This window comes from Aeromonas sp. R2-3 (assembly GCF_040908375.1).
Lineage (GTDB): Bacteria > Pseudomonadota > Gammaproteobacteria > Enterobacterales > Aeromonadaceae > Aeromonas > Aeromonas veronii.
In genome coordinates, this window is sequence record NZ_JBFODP010000031.1 from 126,818 (window position 1) to 144,920 (window position 18,103).

Annotated in this window: 20 protein-coding genes; 5 read left to right on the plus strand and 15 right to left on the minus strand. The window is 56.8% G+C overall.

Translation table 11 applies throughout. The features are described 5' to 3' along the window. Positions 1 to 126: 126 nt before the first annotated feature. Positions 127 to 1,689 carry a murein biosynthesis integral membrane protein MurJ gene (murJ, locus tag AB5Z02_RS16875; protein ID WP_064338809.1) on the minus strand — a complete coding sequence of 521 codons (1,563 nt, stop codon included), beginning with the start codon at positions 1,687 to 1,689 and terminating at the stop codon, positions 127 to 129. Positions 1,690 to 1,880: 191 nt separating this feature from the next. Between murJ and rpsT the strand changes: the two genes are divergently transcribed. Beyond that, positions 1,881 to 2,144, plus strand: a complete 264-nt coding sequence (rpsT, locus tag AB5Z02_RS16880) for a 30S ribosomal protein S20 (RefSeq protein ID WP_005308808.1) — start codon at positions 1,881 to 1,883, stop codon at positions 2,142 to 2,144. Positions 2,145 to 2,193: 49 nt separating this feature from the next. Here the strand turns inward: rpsT and AB5Z02_RS16885 are convergent, their stop codons facing one another. The 8 genes from AB5Z02_RS16885 to rppH all read right to left on the minus strand — a co-directional run bounded on the left by AB5Z02_RS16885 (position 2,194) and on the right by rppH (position 9,792). Further along, on the minus strand, positions 2,194 to 2,496 hold the full coding sequence (locus tag AB5Z02_RS16885; protein WP_368216510.1) for an ArsR/SmtB family transcription factor: 303 nt from the start codon (positions 2,494 to 2,496) through the stop codon (positions 2,194 to 2,196). A 51-nt stretch (positions 2,497 to 2,547) separates the two neighbouring features. After that, a complete protein-coding gene (nhaR, locus tag AB5Z02_RS16890; RefSeq protein WP_368216511.1) occupies positions 2,548 to 3,480 on the minus strand; it encodes a transcriptional activator NhaR in 933 nt (310 codons plus the stop codon). Beyond that, positions 3,467 to 3,874 carry a hypothetical protein gene (locus AB5Z02_RS16895; RefSeq protein WP_368216512.1) on the minus strand — a complete coding sequence of 136 codons (408 nt, stop codon included), beginning with the start codon at positions 3,872 to 3,874 and terminating at the stop codon, positions 3,467 to 3,469. Before AB5Z02_RS16895 ends, nhaR begins: the two co-directional genes overlap by 14 nt. Further along, positions 3,871 to 5,061: a Na+/H+ antiporter NhaA gene (nhaA, locus tag AB5Z02_RS16900; RefSeq protein WP_005348917.1), complete on the minus strand. Its 1,191-nt coding sequence runs from the start codon at positions 5,059 to 5,061 to the stop codon at positions 3,871 to 3,873. The genes AB5Z02_RS16895 and nhaA overlap by 4 nt, the downstream gene beginning before the upstream one ends. A 223-nt stretch (positions 5,062 to 5,284) precedes the next feature. After that, on the minus strand, positions 5,285 to 6,079 hold the full coding sequence (gene thyA, locus AB5Z02_RS16905; protein WP_005340427.1) for a thymidylate synthase: 795 nt from the start codon (positions 6,077 to 6,079) through the stop codon (positions 5,285 to 5,287). After that, the gene (gene lgt / locus AB5Z02_RS16910) at positions 6,079 to 6,903 is read right to left on the minus strand and encodes a prolipoprotein diacylglyceryl transferase (protein WP_031227775.1); all 825 of its coding nucleotides are present in this window, start codon (positions 6,901 to 6,903) and stop codon (positions 6,079 to 6,081) included. The genes thyA and lgt overlap by 1 nt, the downstream gene beginning before the upstream one ends. 67 nt (positions 6,904 to 6,970) lie before the next feature. After that, positions 6,971 to 9,250: a phosphoenolpyruvate--protein phosphotransferase gene (gene ptsP / locus AB5Z02_RS16915; protein ID WP_231720241.1), complete on the minus strand. Its 2,280-nt coding sequence runs from the start codon at positions 9,248 to 9,250 to the stop codon at positions 6,971 to 6,973. Positions 9,251 to 9,264: 14 nt separating this feature from the next. Continuing rightward, complete coding sequence (gene rppH, locus AB5Z02_RS16920; RefSeq protein ID WP_005357996.1) at positions 9,265 to 9,792, minus strand: RNA pyrophosphohydrolase; 528 nt, start codon at positions 9,790 to 9,792, stop codon at positions 9,265 to 9,267. A gap of 733 nt (positions 9,793 to 10,525) precedes the next feature. Here rppH and mutH point away from each other — a divergent pair. Then, on the plus strand, positions 10,526 to 11,200 hold the full coding sequence (gene mutH / locus AB5Z02_RS16925; RefSeq protein ID WP_042084339.1) for a DNA mismatch repair endonuclease MutH: 675 nt from the start codon (positions 10,526 to 10,528) through the stop codon (positions 11,198 to 11,200). A gap of 80 nt (positions 11,201 to 11,280) precedes the next feature. Continuing rightward, complete coding sequence (locus AB5Z02_RS16930; RefSeq protein ID WP_005348910.1) at positions 11,281 to 11,604, plus strand: isoamylase early set domain-containing protein; 324 nt, start codon at positions 11,281 to 11,283, stop codon at positions 11,602 to 11,604. 108 nt (positions 11,605 to 11,712) lie between these two features. On the opposite strand, the gene rplS is transcribed toward AB5Z02_RS16930, so the two are convergent. The 5 genes from rplS to ffh all read right to left on the minus strand — a co-directional run bounded on the left by rplS (position 11,713) and on the right by ffh (position 15,225). Beyond that, a complete protein-coding gene (rplS, locus tag AB5Z02_RS16935; protein WP_005313505.1) occupies positions 11,713 to 12,060 on the minus strand; it encodes a 50S ribosomal protein L19 in 348 nt (115 codons plus the stop codon). A gap of 32 nt (positions 12,061 to 12,092) precedes the next feature. Then, positions 12,093 to 12,842: a tRNA (guanosine(37)-N1)-methyltransferase TrmD gene (gene trmD / locus AB5Z02_RS16940; protein WP_005340400.1), complete on the minus strand. Its 750-nt coding sequence runs from the start codon at positions 12,840 to 12,842 to the stop codon at positions 12,093 to 12,095. A gap of 34 nt (positions 12,843 to 12,876) precedes the next feature. Further along, the gene (rimM, locus tag AB5Z02_RS16945) at positions 12,877 to 13,398 is read right to left on the minus strand and encodes a ribosome maturation factor RimM (protein WP_005340394.1); all 522 of its coding nucleotides are present in this window, start codon (positions 13,396 to 13,398) and stop codon (positions 12,877 to 12,879) included. A gap of 24 nt (positions 13,399 to 13,422) precedes the next feature. Beyond that, entirely contained in the window at positions 13,423 to 13,671 is a 249-nt protein-coding gene (gene rpsP, locus AB5Z02_RS16950; protein ID WP_005340392.1) for a 30S ribosomal protein S16, read from the minus strand. A gap of 177 nt (positions 13,672 to 13,848) precedes the next feature. Beyond that, positions 13,849 to 15,225 carry a signal recognition particle protein gene (gene ffh, locus AB5Z02_RS16955; RefSeq protein WP_005340391.1) on the minus strand — a complete coding sequence of 459 codons (1,377 nt, stop codon included), beginning with the start codon at positions 15,223 to 15,225 and terminating at the stop codon, positions 13,849 to 13,851. A gap of 202 nt (positions 15,226 to 15,427) precedes the next feature. Here ffh and ccsA point away from each other — a divergent pair, with 202 nt between their 5' ends. Further along, positions 15,428 to 16,216 carry an inner membrane protein YpjD gene (ccsA, locus tag AB5Z02_RS16960; RefSeq protein WP_005340390.1) on the plus strand — a complete coding sequence of 263 codons (789 nt, stop codon included), beginning with the start codon at positions 15,428 to 15,430 and terminating at the stop codon, positions 16,214 to 16,216. 42 nt (positions 16,217 to 16,258) lie between these two features. Beyond that, positions 16,259 to 17,539, plus strand: coding sequence for an HlyC/CorC family transporter (locus AB5Z02_RS16965; protein WP_368216513.1), 1,281 nt, complete (start codon positions 16,259 to 16,261; stop codon positions 17,537 to 17,539). Between the two features lie 40 nt (positions 17,540 to 17,579). Here the strand turns inward: AB5Z02_RS16965 and AB5Z02_RS16970 are convergent, their stop codons facing one another. After that, entirely contained in the window at positions 17,580 to 18,050 is a 471-nt protein-coding gene (locus AB5Z02_RS16970; protein ID WP_005340388.1) for an Rrf2 family transcriptional regulator, read from the minus strand. Positions 18,051 to 18,103 lie beyond the last annotated feature (53 nt).

Genomic DNA, 18,103 nt, shown 5'->3' on the forward strand with positions numbered 1-18,103 from the left:
TCGGCGGATTATATATCAGGCAGCAGGCAGGGTCAGCCCTCATAGCCTGATTTCAACTATCCGGGCCCAATCCCGCCCATCTGCGGCGTCATGAGGCACTATCCCCATGGCGCCGCAGGATCACGGCTACTGCTGCCCCGATTTAAGGTGACGCGGCCGAATGCCCAGCAGCAGCAACACCACGGCATAGACCCCGGCCCCCAGCGACAGCAGCATGGTCAGCTGCAAACTGGCCTTGCCCATGCTCCATGCGCCCCACTGGGCCAAGTCTGGCGACAGATAGGCGAGCACGCCCCCCATCAGCACGCTGGCGACCAGCAGCTTGAGGCAGAACACGCCGGTATGGCGGGAGGGACGATAGACGCTCTGCTGGTACAACCCCTTGAACAGCAAGGCCGCATTCAGAGTACCCGAGCAGGCGGTCGAGAGCGCCAACCCCACGTAACCGAGCGGGTAGATGAAAATGAGGTTGCAAACCATGTTGGCAATCATCGACATCACCCCGATCCGCACCGGCGTCTTGGTGTCCTGACGGGCATAGTAACCGGGCGCCAGCACCTTGATCAGCATCAGGGAGAGCAGACCGGTAGTGGAGGCCAGCAGGCTCGCGCTCGACATGCTCACTTCATGCAGGCCGAACTCGCCGCGCATGAACAGCACTCGCAAAATGGGCTCGCGCATCACCGCAATGCCTATCATGGCGGGCAGGCCGAGCAGCATTACCATCCGCACCCCCCAATCCATGGTGCGGGAGAAGTCGGCCGGATCGGCATCCACATGCTTCTTCGCCAGCGCAGGCAGGATCACGGTACTGATGGCCACAGCAAACAGACCGAGGGGGAACTCCAGCAGGCGATCCGAGTAGTAGAGATAACTGATGGCACCGGTCGCCAAAAACGAAGCCAGCATGGTGTTGACCAGCAGGTTGATCTGGCTGACCGATACCCCGAACAGGGCGGGGATCATTAGGGTGCGGATCTTCACCACCCCAGGGTGATTCCATCCCCACTTGGGCCATACCAGCATGTTGATTTGGCGCAAAAAGGGATACTGGAACAAAAACTGCACCAAACCGCCCAAAAAGACACCAATCGCCAGCGAGATCTCAGGTTTGTCCATCAGCGGTGCAATCCACCAGGCCGCCGCAATCATGGTGATGTTGAGAAACACCGGCGTAAACGACGAGACTGCAAAGCGGCCGAAGGTGTTGAGGATGGCCCCCGCCATGGCGGTAAAAGTGATAAACCAGAGGTAGGGGAAGGTGATTTTAAGCATCAGACTGGCGAGCTCGAACTTCTCGGCCGCAGGGCCGCCGTGCAGCCAGTCCCAGAACCAGCCCCAGCCAAACAGCGCGGTCAGCACACCCGACCCCAGCACCCCGAGCAGGGTGACCACAGTCACTATCCCCCCCAGCGTGCCCGCTACCGCCGCCAGCAATTCACGCACTTCCCCCTCGTCGCCATTTTTCTTGTACTCCGTCATCACGGGAACAAAGGCCTGGTTGAAGGCACCTTCGGCGAACAGACGACGCAGAAAGTTGGGAATGCGATTGGCAAAAAAGAAGACGTCGGCGGCCACCCCGGCACCGAGCAGATTTGCGATGACCACATCGCGAACCAAGCCCATTACGCGGGATGCCAGCGTCATTCCGGACACTATCATGCCGGATTTGATCAATTTCTTACTCAAGACGAGGCCTCTGGAACTGTCAGAATGAAAAGAATGCTGCTAGAATCGGCCGACAGTTTAACCGTCTCCCTACTGACACACCACCGGGAGGCGGTGTTTATTTGCACAAATCATTTGACAATATGTGGTTGGAAGGGCATATTTCCGGGCCTTTTCAATACACTCGCTAAGACAGTTTTAGGAGTTTTACCTTGGCTAACATCAAATCTGCTAAGAAGCGCGCTCTTCAGTCAGAAAAACGCCGTCAGCACAACGCCAGCCGTCGTTCCATGACCCGTACCTACCTGAAGAAAGTCATTGCTGCTATCGCCTCTGGCGACAAAGCTGCCGCGACTGCCGCTTTCGCTGTTGCTCAGCCGATCATGGATCGTATGGCGACCAAAGGCCTGATCCACAAGAACAAAGCTGCTCGTCACAAGAGCCGCCTGTCTGCCCAGATCAAAGCTATGGCTTAATCAGCTTCTGCTGATCAAAGCTGAAAAAACCGGCCTTAGTGCCGGTTTTTTATTTATCTGCGCTGCAATAAAGTCGATGCAGCAAACTGATCATTTCACGCACCTCATGGCTGCGCAGCGAATAGTAGACCGTCTGGGCCTCTTTGCGCGTCGTCACCAGCTCATCCCGCCGCAGCAGCGCAAGATGCTGTGACAAGGCCGACTGACTCAATCCCAGTCGCTCGTTGAGCTCCCCCACCGACAGTTCGCGCTCCAGCAACTGGCACAGAATAAACAGCCGCCGTTCGTTGGCCAGCGCCTTGAGCAAGGCCACCGCTTTACTCGCATTGACTTCCATCTCTTCAAGTTGCATCACATCTCTCCTCTACCACTCATCGTCGATGATACGTGGTGACGGGTCGTTTTAAAACGACAGGGTGGCCGGCTGGATGGCGGAGAAGTTCTCCTGGCCGGAAAAGAGAAAGGTAAAATCGCTCTCGCAGACCCGCTTCACCGCCGGATGCTGGATCATCCGCTCGGCGAAGATGACGTAATACTCCTCCATCAGATCCTGAGTTTCCCCGATCAGCATCACCCCCTCCCCCTCGAGGATCTCCTCCCGATAGATGGTGGGAGCCATAAAGATGCCCTGATTGAAGAAGCCAAACGCCTTCATCAAGGCGGCATCATCAAACTCGCCAAGAATGCTGGGGGAGACACCCTGCTGCTCGAACCACTGGGTTAGCTGACGCCCCATGGCGGTACGGCGACCGGGGATCAGCAGCTTGCGCTCTTCCAGACAGGCTGGAAAGGGCTTTTCAGGCAGCGGCTCCTTGCAGAAGAAGCTGACGCCACAGCCGCCCAGCCGTTTGGAGAGCAGCCCCGCATGTTGGCTGGAGTCCACCGGACAGTCGGAGAGGATCATATCGAGCTTGTGCTCGCTCAGCTGCTCCAGCAGTAGTTCGTGGGTCGATTCGAAACAGCACAGATGGATGGAACCATCATTGGGGATGACAGAAAGCAGCACGCGGCTGGCAAGGCGCTTGGAGAGGGCATCGGCGATGCCGACGTCGAACAGGATCTGGCTCTCCTTGCGGTAGTTGACGATATCGAGCATCTCGTAGGAGAGGCTGAACATCTTGTCGGCATAGCGAAACACCAGCTGGCCCAGCTCGGTCGCCTCAAGGGAGCGCCCCTTGCGTTTGAGTAGCTTGCCCCCGAGGCGCTGCTCCAGCAGCTTGATCTGACCGGTGACGGTTTGCGGGGTCAAAAAAAGGGCTTCCGCAGCCTGGGTAACGGAGCCCTTCTTCTGAGTCATCCAGAAATAGTAGAGATGGTTGTAGTTAAGGTGTGACATCCGATGGGGTTCCCGCTTGACGCGGACTCCGGTAGCAGCTGAGTTCAACCGCCAGAATGTCATACATGTCGCTAACCGAGTCAACCTTGTTCGCGCCAAACTGCTCCATCAGACTGGCCTTGAGGCGTGCTTTGTCCGGCATTCGGTCAGCGCAATAACGCTTGTTGGAACGCTTGACCATCTCCCCTGCCCGGCTGCTCAACGCCCGCTCGGAGAAAGTCTCGCCAAAGCGCGCCTTGGCTTGCTTGTCCCCCAGCAGCAGGGCGCTGTCTACCACCCCGTTCAGATAGGCAGAGCAGTTCGCCGAAGCTGCGTCCTGCTTGCAATCCTCCAGCCCGCCGGCCCATGTCGCGGGGCTCAACAACAGCATCAACAACCCTGTATGCAGCTTCATAGTCCCTCCGTACTCTGTTCCCCTTCACCCTTGGGAAGGGCCATGCGCAAGGCCAGATAGCCGACTACCGCCGCCATGGTGGAGCCCACCAGGATCCCGAGGCGAGAGTAGCTGCCGTAATCCAGCCCACCGTGCTCGAAGGCGAGCGACGCGATAAACATCGACATGGTGAACCCGATGCCACAGAGGATGCTGACCGCAAAAATCTGCTTGAAGTTGACCCCGGGCGGCAACTGGGCGATGCCCAGCTTGACCGACAGCCAGCTGATGGTGAACACCCCGAGCGGCTTGCCGATAAACAGCCCCAGCATGATCCCCATCGGTACCGGACTCAGCAGGGAGGAGAGACCAATCCCTTCCAGCGATACCCCGGCGTTGGCAAAGGCAAACAGAGGCAGGATCAGATAGGCACTCCAGGGGTGCAGTTGATGCTCCAGATACTTGAGCGGCGAGGCGTAACGCTTGCCGTTAAGCGGAACCATAAAGCCCACCACTACACCCGCCAAGGTCGCATGGACGCCAGACTTGAGCACCGCAACCCAGAGCACCAGACCAACCAACATGTAGAGGCTGATCCTGTCCTCACCACGGCGATTCATCCAAAGCAGAGTGAGGGTTGCCAGAATACCGATGGCCAGCGCCTCAAGCGACAACTGCTGGGTATAGAAGAGCGCGATGATGATGATGACGCCGAGGTCATCCATGATGGCCAGCGCCAACAGGAATACCTTGAGGCTCACCGGCACCCGCTTGCCGAGCAGCGCCATCACCCCGAGGGCAAAGGCGATGTCGGTCGCAGCCGGGATCGCCCAGCCAGCGCGCGCCACTTCATCCGAATAGTTGAAAAAGGCGTAGATCAAGGCCGGAGCCAGCATGCCGCCCACCGCCGCAATAGCCGGGAAGGTCGCCTGAACCCTGGTCGAGAGCGCCCCTTCCAGCATTTCACGCTTCACTTCCAGACCAACCAGCAGGAAGAAGATCGCCATAAAGCCATCGTTGATCCAGAGCAGTAGCGGCTTGTTGATGTCGAGAGCCGCGATGCGCACCTGCACCGGCGTGTCGAGAAACGCCTGATACCCGCCAGCCAGCGCGGTATTGGCTAAAATCATTGCCAGCATGGCAGCCATGATCAGAATAATTCCGGAGGCGGCCTCCAGCTTCAGGAACTTTTTGATTACGTCACTCATGGTTAAATTTTCCACCGTATTGCTTTGGTTTGAGTCTATCTCCTGCAACAACCAATGGAAAATCGTTTCTTGCTGCTCAATACAACGAAAAAACCGAAGGCAAAATAGAACATACCTGCTATAAGCAGGTTTTTCCTCGTCTCTGGCTACCGTCTGATTAATCAATAAAATGAATTTTCAATTATTAAACTGCATAAAAAAGGCGCCCTGAGGCGCCTTTCTATCAGATGGCGACGGGCGCCTTGATGCCGGGGTGGGGGTCATAACCCTCGATCTCGAAATCCTCGAACTTGTAGTCGAAGATGGAGTCAGGTTTGCGCTTGATCACCAGGGTCGGCAGCGGGCGCGGCTCGCGGGAGAGCTGCAGAGCTGTCTGCTCCATGTGGTTGGAGTAGAGATGCACATCACCGCCAGTCCAGACAAAGTCACCCACTTCCAGATTGCACTGCTGGGCCATCATGTGGGTCAGCAGGGCGTAGCTGGCGATGTTGAACGGCAGGCCGAGGAACACATCGCAACTGCGCTGGTAAAGCTGGCAGGAGAGCTTGCCGTCCGCCACATAGAACTGGAAGAAGGCGTGGCAGGGAGCCAGCGCCATCTTGTCCAGTTCGCCCACGTTCCAGGCGGATACGATGATGCGGCGCGAATCAGGGTTGTGCTTGATGTCATCCACCGCCTTCTGAATCTGGTCGATGACAGAGCCGTCGGCTGCAGGCCAGGAGCGCCACTGCGCGCCGTAAACCGGCCCCAGATCGCCATTCTCGTCGGCCCACTCATCCCAGATGCTGACGCCATTTTCCTTCAGATAGGCGGTATTGGTATCGCCATTGAGGAACCAGAGCAGCTCGTGAATGATGGAGCGCAGGTGGCACTTCTTGGTGGTCACCAGCGGGAACCCCTCCGCCAGATTGAAGCGCATCTGATGGCCGAACAGGGAGACAGTACCGGTGCCGGTACGGTCTGACTTGACGGTGCCCTCATCGAGGATTTTCTGCATCAGGTCGAGATAAGCTCGCATTATTTCGCCTCCTTCACGGCATTACCGAACAACTGCGGACGCTTGTAGGCGGCCCAGATCATCAGGGCACCGGCGATAATCATCGGGGTGGAGAGGATCTGGCCCATGCTGATCTCCTGGAAGTAGAGACCGAGCTGGCTGTCCGGCTGGCGCACAAACTCCACCAGGAAGCGGAACAGGCCGTAGAACAGCAGGAACATGCCGGAGATGGCCCCACGCGGCGGATTCTTGCGCCAGAACAGGTTGAGGATGATGAACAGCACCACCCCTTCCAGCGCGAACTGGTAAAGCTGGGAGGGATGACGCGGCTCGGGGCCAGCCTCCGGGAAGATGATGGCCCAAGGCACATCGGTGACCCGGCCCCACAGCTCGCCGTTGAGAAAGTTGCCGATCCGGCCAACGCCGAGACCGAACGGAATGAGCGGTGCCACAAAGTCGGCCACGGTGAAGAAGTGGCGCTTGGTTTTGTGGGCAAACCAGATCATCGCGGTGATCACCCCGATCAGCCCACCGTGGAACGACATACCGCCGGTCCAGATCTTGAACAGATAGGTGGGATCCGCGAGGAAGAGATCGAAGTTGTAGAACAGCACGTAACCGACACGGCCACCGAGGATCACCCCGAGGAAACCGTAGAACAACAGATCCGACACCTCGTTGCGGGTCCAGCCGCTGTTCGGTGCATCGGCGCGACGGCCGGCAAGCCACATGGCAAAAGCGAAACCGAACAGGTACATGAGACCATACCAGCGTACCGATAGTGGTCCCAAACTGAATGCTACGGGATCAATCTGCGAGAAAACCCAATATCCATCGTGCTGCATATGCGGCCCCAGTCAAAATAAAAGCCGCATTTTCCGATCATTCGTCAGCAGGGACAAGGCATGATTATCAATCACTCTGTTTCGATTTATGACCGGCTCGCAGCAAACCGCCCAAACCATGCTCCTCCAGATAGCGGGCAAACAGGCCGCGCAGCACGTGGGGGTTATCATGTTTGAGGCCATCGGCCATCAGTTCGGTCAACTCGCTCAGGGTGGATTGACGCAGCACGTACTTGATCCGGGCGATGTTGTGGGTGTTCATACTGAAGCGGCGATAGCCCATGGCCAGCAGCAGCAACACACCGACCGGATCACCGGCCAGCTCTCCACACACCGACACCGGCTTCTGGTAGCGATGGGAGGCATCAACCAGCTGTTGCAGGGCGCGGATCACCGCAGGATGGAAGGCATCATAGATGTTGGCAACCCGGGAATTGTTGCGATCTACCGCCAGCAGGTACTGGGTAAGGTCGTTACTGCCCACCGACCAGAAATCGATGAGCGGCGCCATCTCCGGCAAGATAAAGAGGGCTGAGGGCACCTCGATCATCACCCCGAGGCTGGGGTAGCGGATCACCGCATCGCGGCTCGCCGCCTCTTCCGACACCTCTCGCCACGCCTGATCCAGCAGACGACGGGAGGCCTTGATTTCGCTGACGCTGCTGATCATCGGCAGCATGATGGCCAGATTGTCCAGCCCTTCACTGGCCCGCAGCATCGCCTTGAGCTGCACCAGAAACAGTTCGGGGTGATCCAGGGTGATCCGGATCCCCCGCCAGCCAAGGAAGGGGTTTTCCTCGACGATGGGGAAATAGGGCAACGGCTTGTCGCCGCCCACATCCAGCGTCCGCATGCAGACCGGCCGGTTGCGGTATGTCTCCAGAATGCCGCGATAACGGGCAGTCTGTTCCCACTCTGAGGGGAAGCTCTCCTGCAGCATAAAGGGGATCTCGGTGCGATAGAGGCCCACCCCGTCCGCCAGCTGGTTGAGGGAGATCTCGGTATCGGCGCTGAGACCGGCGTTGAGCAGTAGGGAGACCTTGGTGCCGTCGGCCGTCTCGGATGGCAGGTTGTCGACGCTGCGCACCAGGCTATCGAGCGCCCGCTCTTCGCTCAGCAGCTGACGATACTCGGTCAGAATCACCTGATTGGGTTCGATGAAGAGATCGCCGCTGTAACCATCGACAACCAGCATGCGACCACCGATATCACCAAGGGGCAGATCGACCCCCATGATGGCGGCCACCCCCATGGCACGGGCCAGAATGGCGGCGTGGGAGTTGGTCCCCCCCTTGAGCGAGACCACCCCGGTCAGATACTCGCGGGGCACTTCCGCCAGAATAGTGGCTGTCACCTCGTCGGCTACCAGCACCACAGGTTCGCCGATGGAGATATGCTCCGGTTCATTCTGCACCAGTCGGCTGATCAGCCGCTGGGCAATATCCTTCACGTCGGTGGAGCGCTCCTGCAGGTAAGGATCCTTCATCCCCTTGAACTGCTCGATCAAGCGATCGCTGATGAGCTTGACCGCAGATACCGCAGTCCAGTGCTCCTTGCTCACCTTGTTGCGAATGGGCTTGATGTAGCCGGGATCGTTCAGCAGATGGAGATAGATATCGAAGATCGCCACCGAATCCTGGCTGTAGCTCTCGCGAAAACGCAGCGCCAGACTCTCCAAGTCGTGCCGCACTTCCTCAACCGCCAGCTCCAGCCGCGCCAGCTGGCTGGCATGGTCTTCATCCTTGCGCGGGGTAATGGACGAGAGCGCCTTGCGGGGCCGCCACACCCAGGCCTTGGCCATGGCGATGCCGCTGGCACCGGCAATACCGCGCAGCGGCTTGCTCCAGTCGGTCTTCTGCAACCACCCCTTGGCCTGCGCCTGAGCGATCCGCGCCGCCAGCTGGGCCGCCAGGGTGACCATGAAGGACTCTTCCCCCTCATCGAAGCGGCGGCTCTCCTTCTGCTGCACCACCAGAATGCCGACCACCTGACGCTGATGCATGATGGGAGCGCCGAGGAAGGAGCGGAACGCCTCTTCGGCAACATCGGGCAGGAATTTGAAACTGGGATGCGCGGGGGCATCAGCCAGGTTGATCAGCTCTTCCCGCTGACCCACCAGACCGACGATGCCCTGCTCGTAGGGCAGGGTCACCTTGCCGACTGCGGACGGGGCCAAGCCGTCGGTAGCCGCCAGGCGATAGCGGCGCACCTCGGGTTCCGAGACATAGACGGAGCAGCAGTCCACTGCCATGGCGTGCCGAGTCTGGCTCACCAATGCCTGCAAGGCCTGCTCGAGGGTATTGGCCTCGGCCATGCTCTCGACGATACGTCTCAGTTCCGTTAACAACTAATCTGTGCTCCTTAACGGGCGCGGTTGCGCCGCCCATCCTTCTTGTTGACCTGCACTACCGGCACTGGCATCGCCAGCGGGGCAAACTCTTTCATGACTCGGCGGTAAACCTCCCGCTTGAACGAAACGACCTGACGCACCGGATACCAGAAGCTGACCCAACGCCAGTCGTCAAATTCGGGATGGCCATGACAGCCGAACTGGATCCGCGACTCCTTGCCCGAATTCAGCTGCAACAGGAACCATTTTTGTTTTTGGCCAATACAGACCGGTGAACTGTCCCAGCGGACAAGACGTTTGGGTAAACGGTACTTTAGCCAGTTACGACTGGTGGCCATGATGGTCACATCTTCGGGCTTGAGGCCAATCTCCTCATACAGCTCTCGATACATGGCCTGCTCTGGCGTTTCACCATCATCAACCCCCCCCTGCGGAAACTGCCAGGAGTGCTGCCCATAGCGTTTAGCCCACAACACTTGTCCTTCACGGTTACAGATCACGATACCGACATTGGGACGAAATCCGTCGCCATCAATCACGTGATCACCTTATAAAGGCTGAATCTATAAGGAGATTGTTCCACATTCACTCCGTGGCAGCAAACAAGGAGTGAATCCCCTGTTTCATGAATAACTTTCAATTTCAAACATACTTATAAACAAATCCAAGGATCCGCTACCCCAAGTTGCCCACCCAGGCTGTGCATAAAGCTGTTAGCAAACGGGTATATACAGTACTTTTAAACTGTACGCGAAAAGTAACTCTTCGTATCACCACGCGACATTAAATATAAAAAATCATTATTTTTCATAATCTTGACATAAAACAACTGGATCTAGATCCATGTTCCCCCAAGAGCCTTATCCATGATCCGGATTGTGAACAAGTTCAACTGCTCAAAGATCCACCGCGGCGAAATTACCCACAGGCGTGGCACAATATCTACCCCGTTTAGCCTGTAAAAATGGGGTGGCATTCACAATTTTTTGTAACATATCAGCGACTCCACCCACTTTCATCCACTTATCCAAGATTTCTGTGGATAACTGTGTGTAACATCATGCACAAACCCTTGGACAACTATTTCGAGGTCAAACCAGACCTGGCTTACTGCTCGATAAAACAGACAAAATCCTTTAAAATCATAATGATGAACTGATAGCCCCCAAATTCTCTGCATTTGATCTTATCCACTCAGGAACGGTTATAAAAACAGCGATCCTTCTCGGGATCCTCCCCTGTTAGAATATGGCGAGCAAGATGGAGCCAACTATGCCAAGCAATCCCCAATCCGAGCAGGAGTTATTGAGCCGCGCCTATGCCATGGCAGGCTTCACGCTGGCGCAGCTGGCCGCCGAGGCTGGTGTCGCAGTGCCCAAAGACCTGCGCCGTGACAAGGGGTGGGTCGGTCAGTTGATCGAGCTGCAACTGGGGGCCAGCGCTGGGAGCAAGCCGGAGCAGGACTTCCCGGAGCTGGGGATCGAACTCAAGACGATCCCCGTGGATCCTCAAGGCAAACCGCTGGAGACCACCTTCGTCTGCGTTGCCCCGCTGATCGGCGTCAGCGGCCAGCGCTGGGAGGAGTCCAACGTACGCAACAAGCTCTCCCGGGTGCTCTGGATCCCGGTGGAAGGCAGTCGCGAGATCCCGGTTGGCGAGCGGCGAGTCGGCATGCCGCTGATGTGGAGCCCGAATGAAGAGGAAGATCGGCTACTGCGTCAGGACTGGGAGGAGCTGATGGACATGATAGTGCTGGGAGAAGTGGAGCAGATCAGCGCACGCCACGGCCAGGTGATGCAACTGCGGCCCAAGGCGGCCAACAACAAGGCGCTGACTCGCGCCATCGGCCGCGATGGTCAACCCATCATGACCCTGCCCCGCGGCTTCTATCTCAAGATCGACTTCACCCACAGTTTGCTGCAACGCTATTTTGCCTTGCCGACTTGATCTGCCTTATCAACATCTTTGTCATATGGTGGTATAAAAATAGACAGGAGCCATTTTTAACTCACAGACAAGGAGGCGTCATGCCACTGATCAAACAGTTTTTGAAGTCCAAGCCCGAGGTCAAGGTGACCTTTGCCGTAGAGAAAGAGGCGGCTGCAGGAGCGGAACAGGTGATGCTGATCGGCGAGTTCACCCAGTGGCAACCGGTCGAGCTGAAACGCATGAAGAGCGGCGAGTTCAAAGCCACCCTCAATCTGCCGACCGACGGCCCGGGGTACTTCGAATATTGCTACCAGCTCATCACCCCGGCAGGGGAAACCCTCTACGAGAATGACTGGGCAGCGGATGACTATGTGCCAGGCCCCTTCGGGCGCGACAACTCGGTAGTTCGGGTCATCCAGTAACGGCAACCAGATAGTCCATAGACGGATACAAAAAAGGCTCGCCATTGGCGAGCCTTTTCACTACCTGTCGAGCTATTTGCCGACATACCGACACCAATTCGAATCGAATTAGTTGAGCTTCTCTTTGATACGAGCAGCTTTGCCGGACAGGTTGCGCAGGTAGTACAGTTTGGCGCGGCGAACATCACCACGACGCTTCAGTTCTACACTGTGGATCAGCGGAGAGTGAGTCTGGAATACACGCTCAACACCTTCGCCGTTGGAGATCTTGCGAACGGTGAAAGCAGAGTGCAGACCGCGGTTACGCTTGGCAATAACGATGCCTTCGAAAGCCTGCAGACGCTCTTTACCACCTTCTTTAACACGAACTTGAACACGTACAGTGTCGCCCTGGGCAAAAGCCGGGATGTCGGTACGCAGTTGCTCTTGTTCAAGCTGCTGAATAATCTTGCTCATTGTCTTTCCTTACCTAGGATAAACTGAAAACTCTACTTAACGCTGTCACGCACTTCGCGGACATACTCGGCAAGAAGTGATTCTTGCTCGTCAGTCAGAGCTAGGTTGTTAATAAGTTCCGGCCTTCTTTGCCAGGTCCGTCCGAGCGATTGCTTGAGACGCCAGCGTCGAATCACTTCGTGATTGCCGCTTGTCAGCGCTTCGGGCACCGCCAATCCATCCAACACCTCCGGCCGAGTGTAGTGGGGATGATCCAGCAAGCCATCCGTAAAGGAGTCTTGCTCGGCACTGGCCTGATCACCCAAAACCCCGGGGACCAGACGCGAAACCGCATCGATCAGGGTCATGGCAGGCAACTCGCCACCACTTAACACGTAATCCCCGATAGACCACTCTTCGTCGACTTCGGTTTGTATCACGCGTTCATCGATACCTTCGTATCGACCGGCTACCAGAATCAGTTTCTGATTCGTCGCCAACTCGGTTACGCCCGCTTGAGTCAGCTTGCGTCCCTGAGGAGAGAGATAGATGACTTTCGCCCCGTCTCCCGCCGCTTGCTTGGCTGCATGAATCGCGTCACGCAGCGGCTGAACCATCATTAACATGCCGGGCCCACCACCATAAGGACGATCATCGACCGTACGGTGTTTGTCGTGGGTAAACTCCCGGGGGTTCCAGCACTCAATCTGCAGCAGGCCACTCTTGACGGCCCGACCCGTTACCCCGTGCTCGGTAATGGCTCGGAACATTTCAGGGAAGAGGCTAATAACCCCAATCCACATAAGAAACCTCCGGCACCCGTGTTAGCGCGGGAAACTAGAAACCAGGATCCCAATCAACTTCGATTGTTCGAGCAGTCAGATCAATATTCTTGATCACCTGCTCTTCCAGGAACGGAATCAACCGCTCCTTTGCACCAAAGGCATCTTTTACATTGGCCTCAACCACCAACACATCGTTGGAGCCGGTTTCCATCAATTCGGTCACCTTGCCCAGGTCGTATCCCTTGGTGGTCACCACGGAGCAACCAATCAGGTCACGCCAATAGAACTCACCTTCAGGCAACGCAGGCAACAGATCGGCGGGTACGCCAATCTCGACATTGGTCAATGCCAGGGCATCTTCGCGCACATCGATACCATCGAGTTTGCAGATCAGACCCTTGTTGTGACGTTTCCAGGATGAAACCCGAATTTCACGCCACGCCCCGTTCTGATTAATCAGCCAGGGGTTGTAATCGAAAATCGCTTCGGCAACATCGGTGAAGGAGTTCACTTTAAGCCAGCCCTTGATGCCATAAACGGTACCCAGGGTGCCCAGAACTACAGGTTTTTCCACCTTAACTCCTTACCGTTGGGCTGATTAAGCAGCTTTTTTAGCGTCTTTGATCAGCTTGGCAACGCGGTCAGAAACAGCGGCACCAGTAGCAACCCAATGCTCGATACGAGCCAGGTCCAGGTTCAGCTTTTCAGCTTGACCAGCAGCAACCGGGTTGAAGAAACCAACGCGCTCGATGAAGCGACCGTCACGGGCGCAACGGCTGTCAGAAACTACTACCTGGTAGAACGGACGCTTTTTCGCGCCACCACGTTGTAAACGAATGGTTACCATATCGTCCTCATTAACATCTAATGAACAAGGCCCGCAAACACGCGGACCCTAGCTTAAAATAAGCCGCGTAATTCTACTTGGATTCGTAATAATTGCAACCAAGCCAGCCATTTTTTGCGCAGAGCGGCAATTAAAAGGGGCCTGCAACTGCAGACCCCCATCAACACGCAGGCCGGATCAGAACGGGCCGCGACCGCCACCGAAACCGGGGGGCATCATGTTCTTCATCTGGCTCATCATCTTGCGCATGCCGCCTTTCCCGGACATTTTCTTCATCATGCGCTGCATCTCGGTGAACTGTTTGAGCAGCTTGTTCACATCCTGCACCTGCATGCCGGAACCTGCGGCGATACGGCGTTTGCGGGAACCCTTGATTAGATCGGGGTGGGCGCGCTCCTTCGGCGTCATGGAGCTGATGATGGCCTCCATCCGCACGGTGAGCTTGTCATCCATCTGATCTTTCACGTTATCCGGCAGACCGGACATGCCGGGCAGCTTGTCGAGCATGCCCATCATGCCGCCCATGTTGCGCATCTGGGCCAGCTGCTCGCGGAAATCTTCCAGATCGAAACCCTTGCCGCTCTTGACCTTGCTGGCCAGCTTGGCCGCTTTCTCTTTATCGACGTTGCGCTCCACCTCTTCGATAAGAGAGAGCACATCGCCCATACCGAGGATGCGGGAGGCAAGACGATCCGGGTGGAACGGCTCCAGCGCATCGGTTTTTTCGCCCATACCGATAAACTTGACCGGCTTGCCGGTGATGTGGCGCACCGACAGGGCGGCACCACCACGGGCGTCACCATCCGCCTTGGTGAGGATCACACCGGTAAGCGGCAGCGCTTCGTTGAACGCCTTGGCGGTGTTGGCGGCATCCTGACCGGTCATGGCATCCACCACGAACAGAGTCTCGACCGGCTTGATGGTGGCATGCAGATCCTGAATCTCGGCCATCATCTCGCTATCGACGTGCAGACGACCGGCGGTATCGACGATCACCACGTCATAGAATTTCTTGCGCGCCTGATCGATGGCTGCGGTGGCGATGTCGACCGGCTTCTGGCTGGCATCGCTCGGGAAAAAGTCGACGCCGATGTCGCTCGCCAGGGTCTCCAGCTGCTTGATCGCTGCTGGGCGATAAACGTCAGCACTGACCACCAGCACCTTCTTCTTGCTGCGCTCTTTGAGCAGCTTGGCCAGTTTGCCAACCGTGGTGGTCTTACCGGCCCCCTGCAGACCGGCCATCAGGATGATCGCAGGCGGCTGGGCAGCCAGGTTGAGCTGTTCGTTGGCCTCCCCCATCACGGTGACCAGTTCACCATGCACAATCTTGATGAATGCCTGGCCCGGGCTCAGGGATTTGGCCACTTCCTGCCCGACTGCGCGCTCTTTGACACGCGCGACGAAATCACGCACTACCGGCAGGGCGACATCCGCCTCGAGCAGCGCCATGCGGACTTCACGCAGGGTTTCCTTGATATTGTCTTCGGTCAGGCGACCACGGCCACTGACATTGCGCAAGGTGCGCGAGAGTCGTTCAGTCAAATTCTCAAACATGACGGATTCCGGTTCTTGGCGTAATAAATTGGGGGCATTATAACCCAGAGCGGGCGCGAGGACGATTATTCACCGCACCGCAGCAGCAGGGACCTTCTCCCTATATATGGGCAGATCGGCCGTTGCACAACTGGCGAGCACTTCTCGTGCAAGGTATACTGCCCCTCTTACCCTCAAAAGCTTGTGCAACAACGACCTGGTTATGATCGTAATCTCTGTTCTGGCCCTGGCGTTTTATCTGCTGGCCATCATCGCCTCCCTGCATCTGTTACTGAGCGCCAAGCCGGTGGGACAGCGCTCCCTGTTTGCCTGTATCGGATTGGCCCTGATCGCCCACGCCAGCGCCCTCGGTTCAGAGGTATTGCAGAGTTACGGCCAGAACCTGAGCATGCTCAACGTTGCCTCGCTGGTCAGCCTAATCATCAGTTGCTTCATGACCTGCGTGACCCGCCGCTTCAACGGCTGGATCCTGCTGCCGGTGGTCTACAGCTTCTCGGCCCTGTTGCTGGCTGCCAGCGCCTTGATCCCGGGTCGCTACATAACCCATCTGGAGGCCCATCCCCAGCTGTTGCTGCACATCGGCCTAGCCCTGATGGCCTACTCGGTATTGATGATCGCCTGTCTGTTTGCGCTGCAGCTCGCCTGTCTGGACAAGCAGCTTAAATCTAGAAAAATCAGTAACCTACCAGCCATGCCGCCACTGATGACAGTGGAAAAACGGCTGTTTCAGTTGATCTCTGCGGGAGTGCTGCTACTGACACTTTCCATCGCCTCCGGCCTCTTCTTCCTCGAAGATATGTTCGCCCAGGGCAAGTCTCACAAGGCAGTGCTCTCCATCCTGGCATGGTGTGTCTACGTGTTGCTGCTGTGGGGTCATCACACCTATGGCTGGCGCGGCCGCAAAGTCATCACGCTCAGTCTCATCGGCAGCTTCATCCTGACTCTTGCCTACTTTGGCAGTCGCTTCGTCAAAGAAGTGCTGTTGAGCTGACACCTATACTCTTTTAGCCATACCATCCAACAGGAGCCCTTTTTGGACAGCATCTCAACGAGTACATTACTGATTGTTCTCGTTATCTTGATCCTTCTTTCCGCCTTTTTCTCCAGTTCCGAAACCGGCCTGATGTCCATCAACCGCTACAAACTGCGGCATCTGGCACAGACCAAACACAAAGCCGCACATCGCGTCGAGCAACTGCTCGCCCGCCCCGATCGCCTGCTGGGGCTGATCCTGATCGGCAACAATCTGGTCAATATTCTCGCCTCCGCCATCGCCACCATCGTCTGTATCCGGCTGTTTGGTGATCTCGGGGTCGCCATCGCCACCTTCGGCCTGACCCTGGTGGTGCTGGTATTCGGTGAAGTGACCCCCAAGACGCTGGCAGCCATGTTCCCGGAGAAGATCGCCTATCCCGCCTCCTGGATCCTCAAGGGGCTGATGGTGCCGCTCTCGCCGCTGGTCTGGCTGATCAACGGCATCACCAGCGGCCTGCTCAAGATGCTGAAGATCAACCCCAACAAGGATGACTCTCTCAACACCGAGGAGCTGCGCACCATAGTCAATGAGGCGGGTAACCTGATCCCCCAGCGTCATCAGGAGATGCTGCTGAGCATTCTGGATCTCGACAAGATGCTGGTCGAGGACATCATGGTGCCACGCAGCGATATCTACGCCATCGACATCAACGATGACTGGAAGAGCATCCAGCGCCAGCTAGCCCACTGCGCTCACACCAAGATCCTGCTCTATCGCGACAATATCGACGACGTTGTCGGCTTTTTGCACGCGCGCGATGCCCTGCGGCTGGTAGCCAAGGATCAGTTCAACAAATCGAGTCTATTGCGTGAAGTGGACGAGATCTACTTCATTCCGGAAGGAACGCCGCTCAACGTGCAGCTGGCCAAATTCCAGCGCAACAAGGAGCGAATTGGCCTGATCGTCGACGAATACGGCGACATTCAGGGGCTAATCACTCTGGACGATATTCTGGAAGAGATAGTGGGCGACTTCACCACCTCCATGACGCCAGCGCCGAGCGACGAGATCCACCCCCAGTCAGATGGTTCTTATCTGGTCGAAGGCTCAGCCAATATTCGTGAGCTGAACAAGGAGATGAATTGGCACCTGCCCATCGACGGCCCGCGTACCCTCAACGGTCTGATCCTCGAATATCTGGAGGAGATCCCCCAGCCCAACATCGGGATCCGGTTGGCCGGTTATCCTATCGAGATCCTCGATGTGGAGAACAATATGGTCAAGATGGCGCGGATCATGCCTGCATCGTACCGGGCGGAGTCGGATTCACAAGATTGAAAAAGGGCTGCCAGTGGCAGCCCTTTTCTATTGCTCATCGTCATTGCTCATCTTCATCATCCGGCTCCAGCACCAGCGTCGGGATCAACTCGCCAAACACCCGTTGCAACTCGTCGCGGTTGGCCAGCAGGTCTTGCAGCGTATAGCTGTCCATCACCGCCAGAAACGCATCCATCGCCTCTTTCAGCGCACTCTTGAGCAAACAGACAGAGACGATGTGGCAAGCGGGCGAGCCGCAGTCAATGCCGTCCAGATTGCCTTCCAGCGCCCTGATCACCTGCCCGATATTGATGGTGGCGGGATCGCAAGCCATGCGAATACCGCCATTCTTGCCCCGCTGGGATTGCAGATAGCCCAGCTTCACCAACTGATTGACCACCTTCACCATGTGGTTGCGGGAAACGCCATACAGGGCCGATACCTTGGCAACGCTCGACAACTCCCCTTCCGGCAGGGTGGCAAGATAGAGCAGGGCTCTCAATCCAAAATCTGTATAACTGGTTAGTCTCATAAAACCTGATTAGCGCGATGCGAAAAGTGGAGTATTGATTCAAATCAAATAAA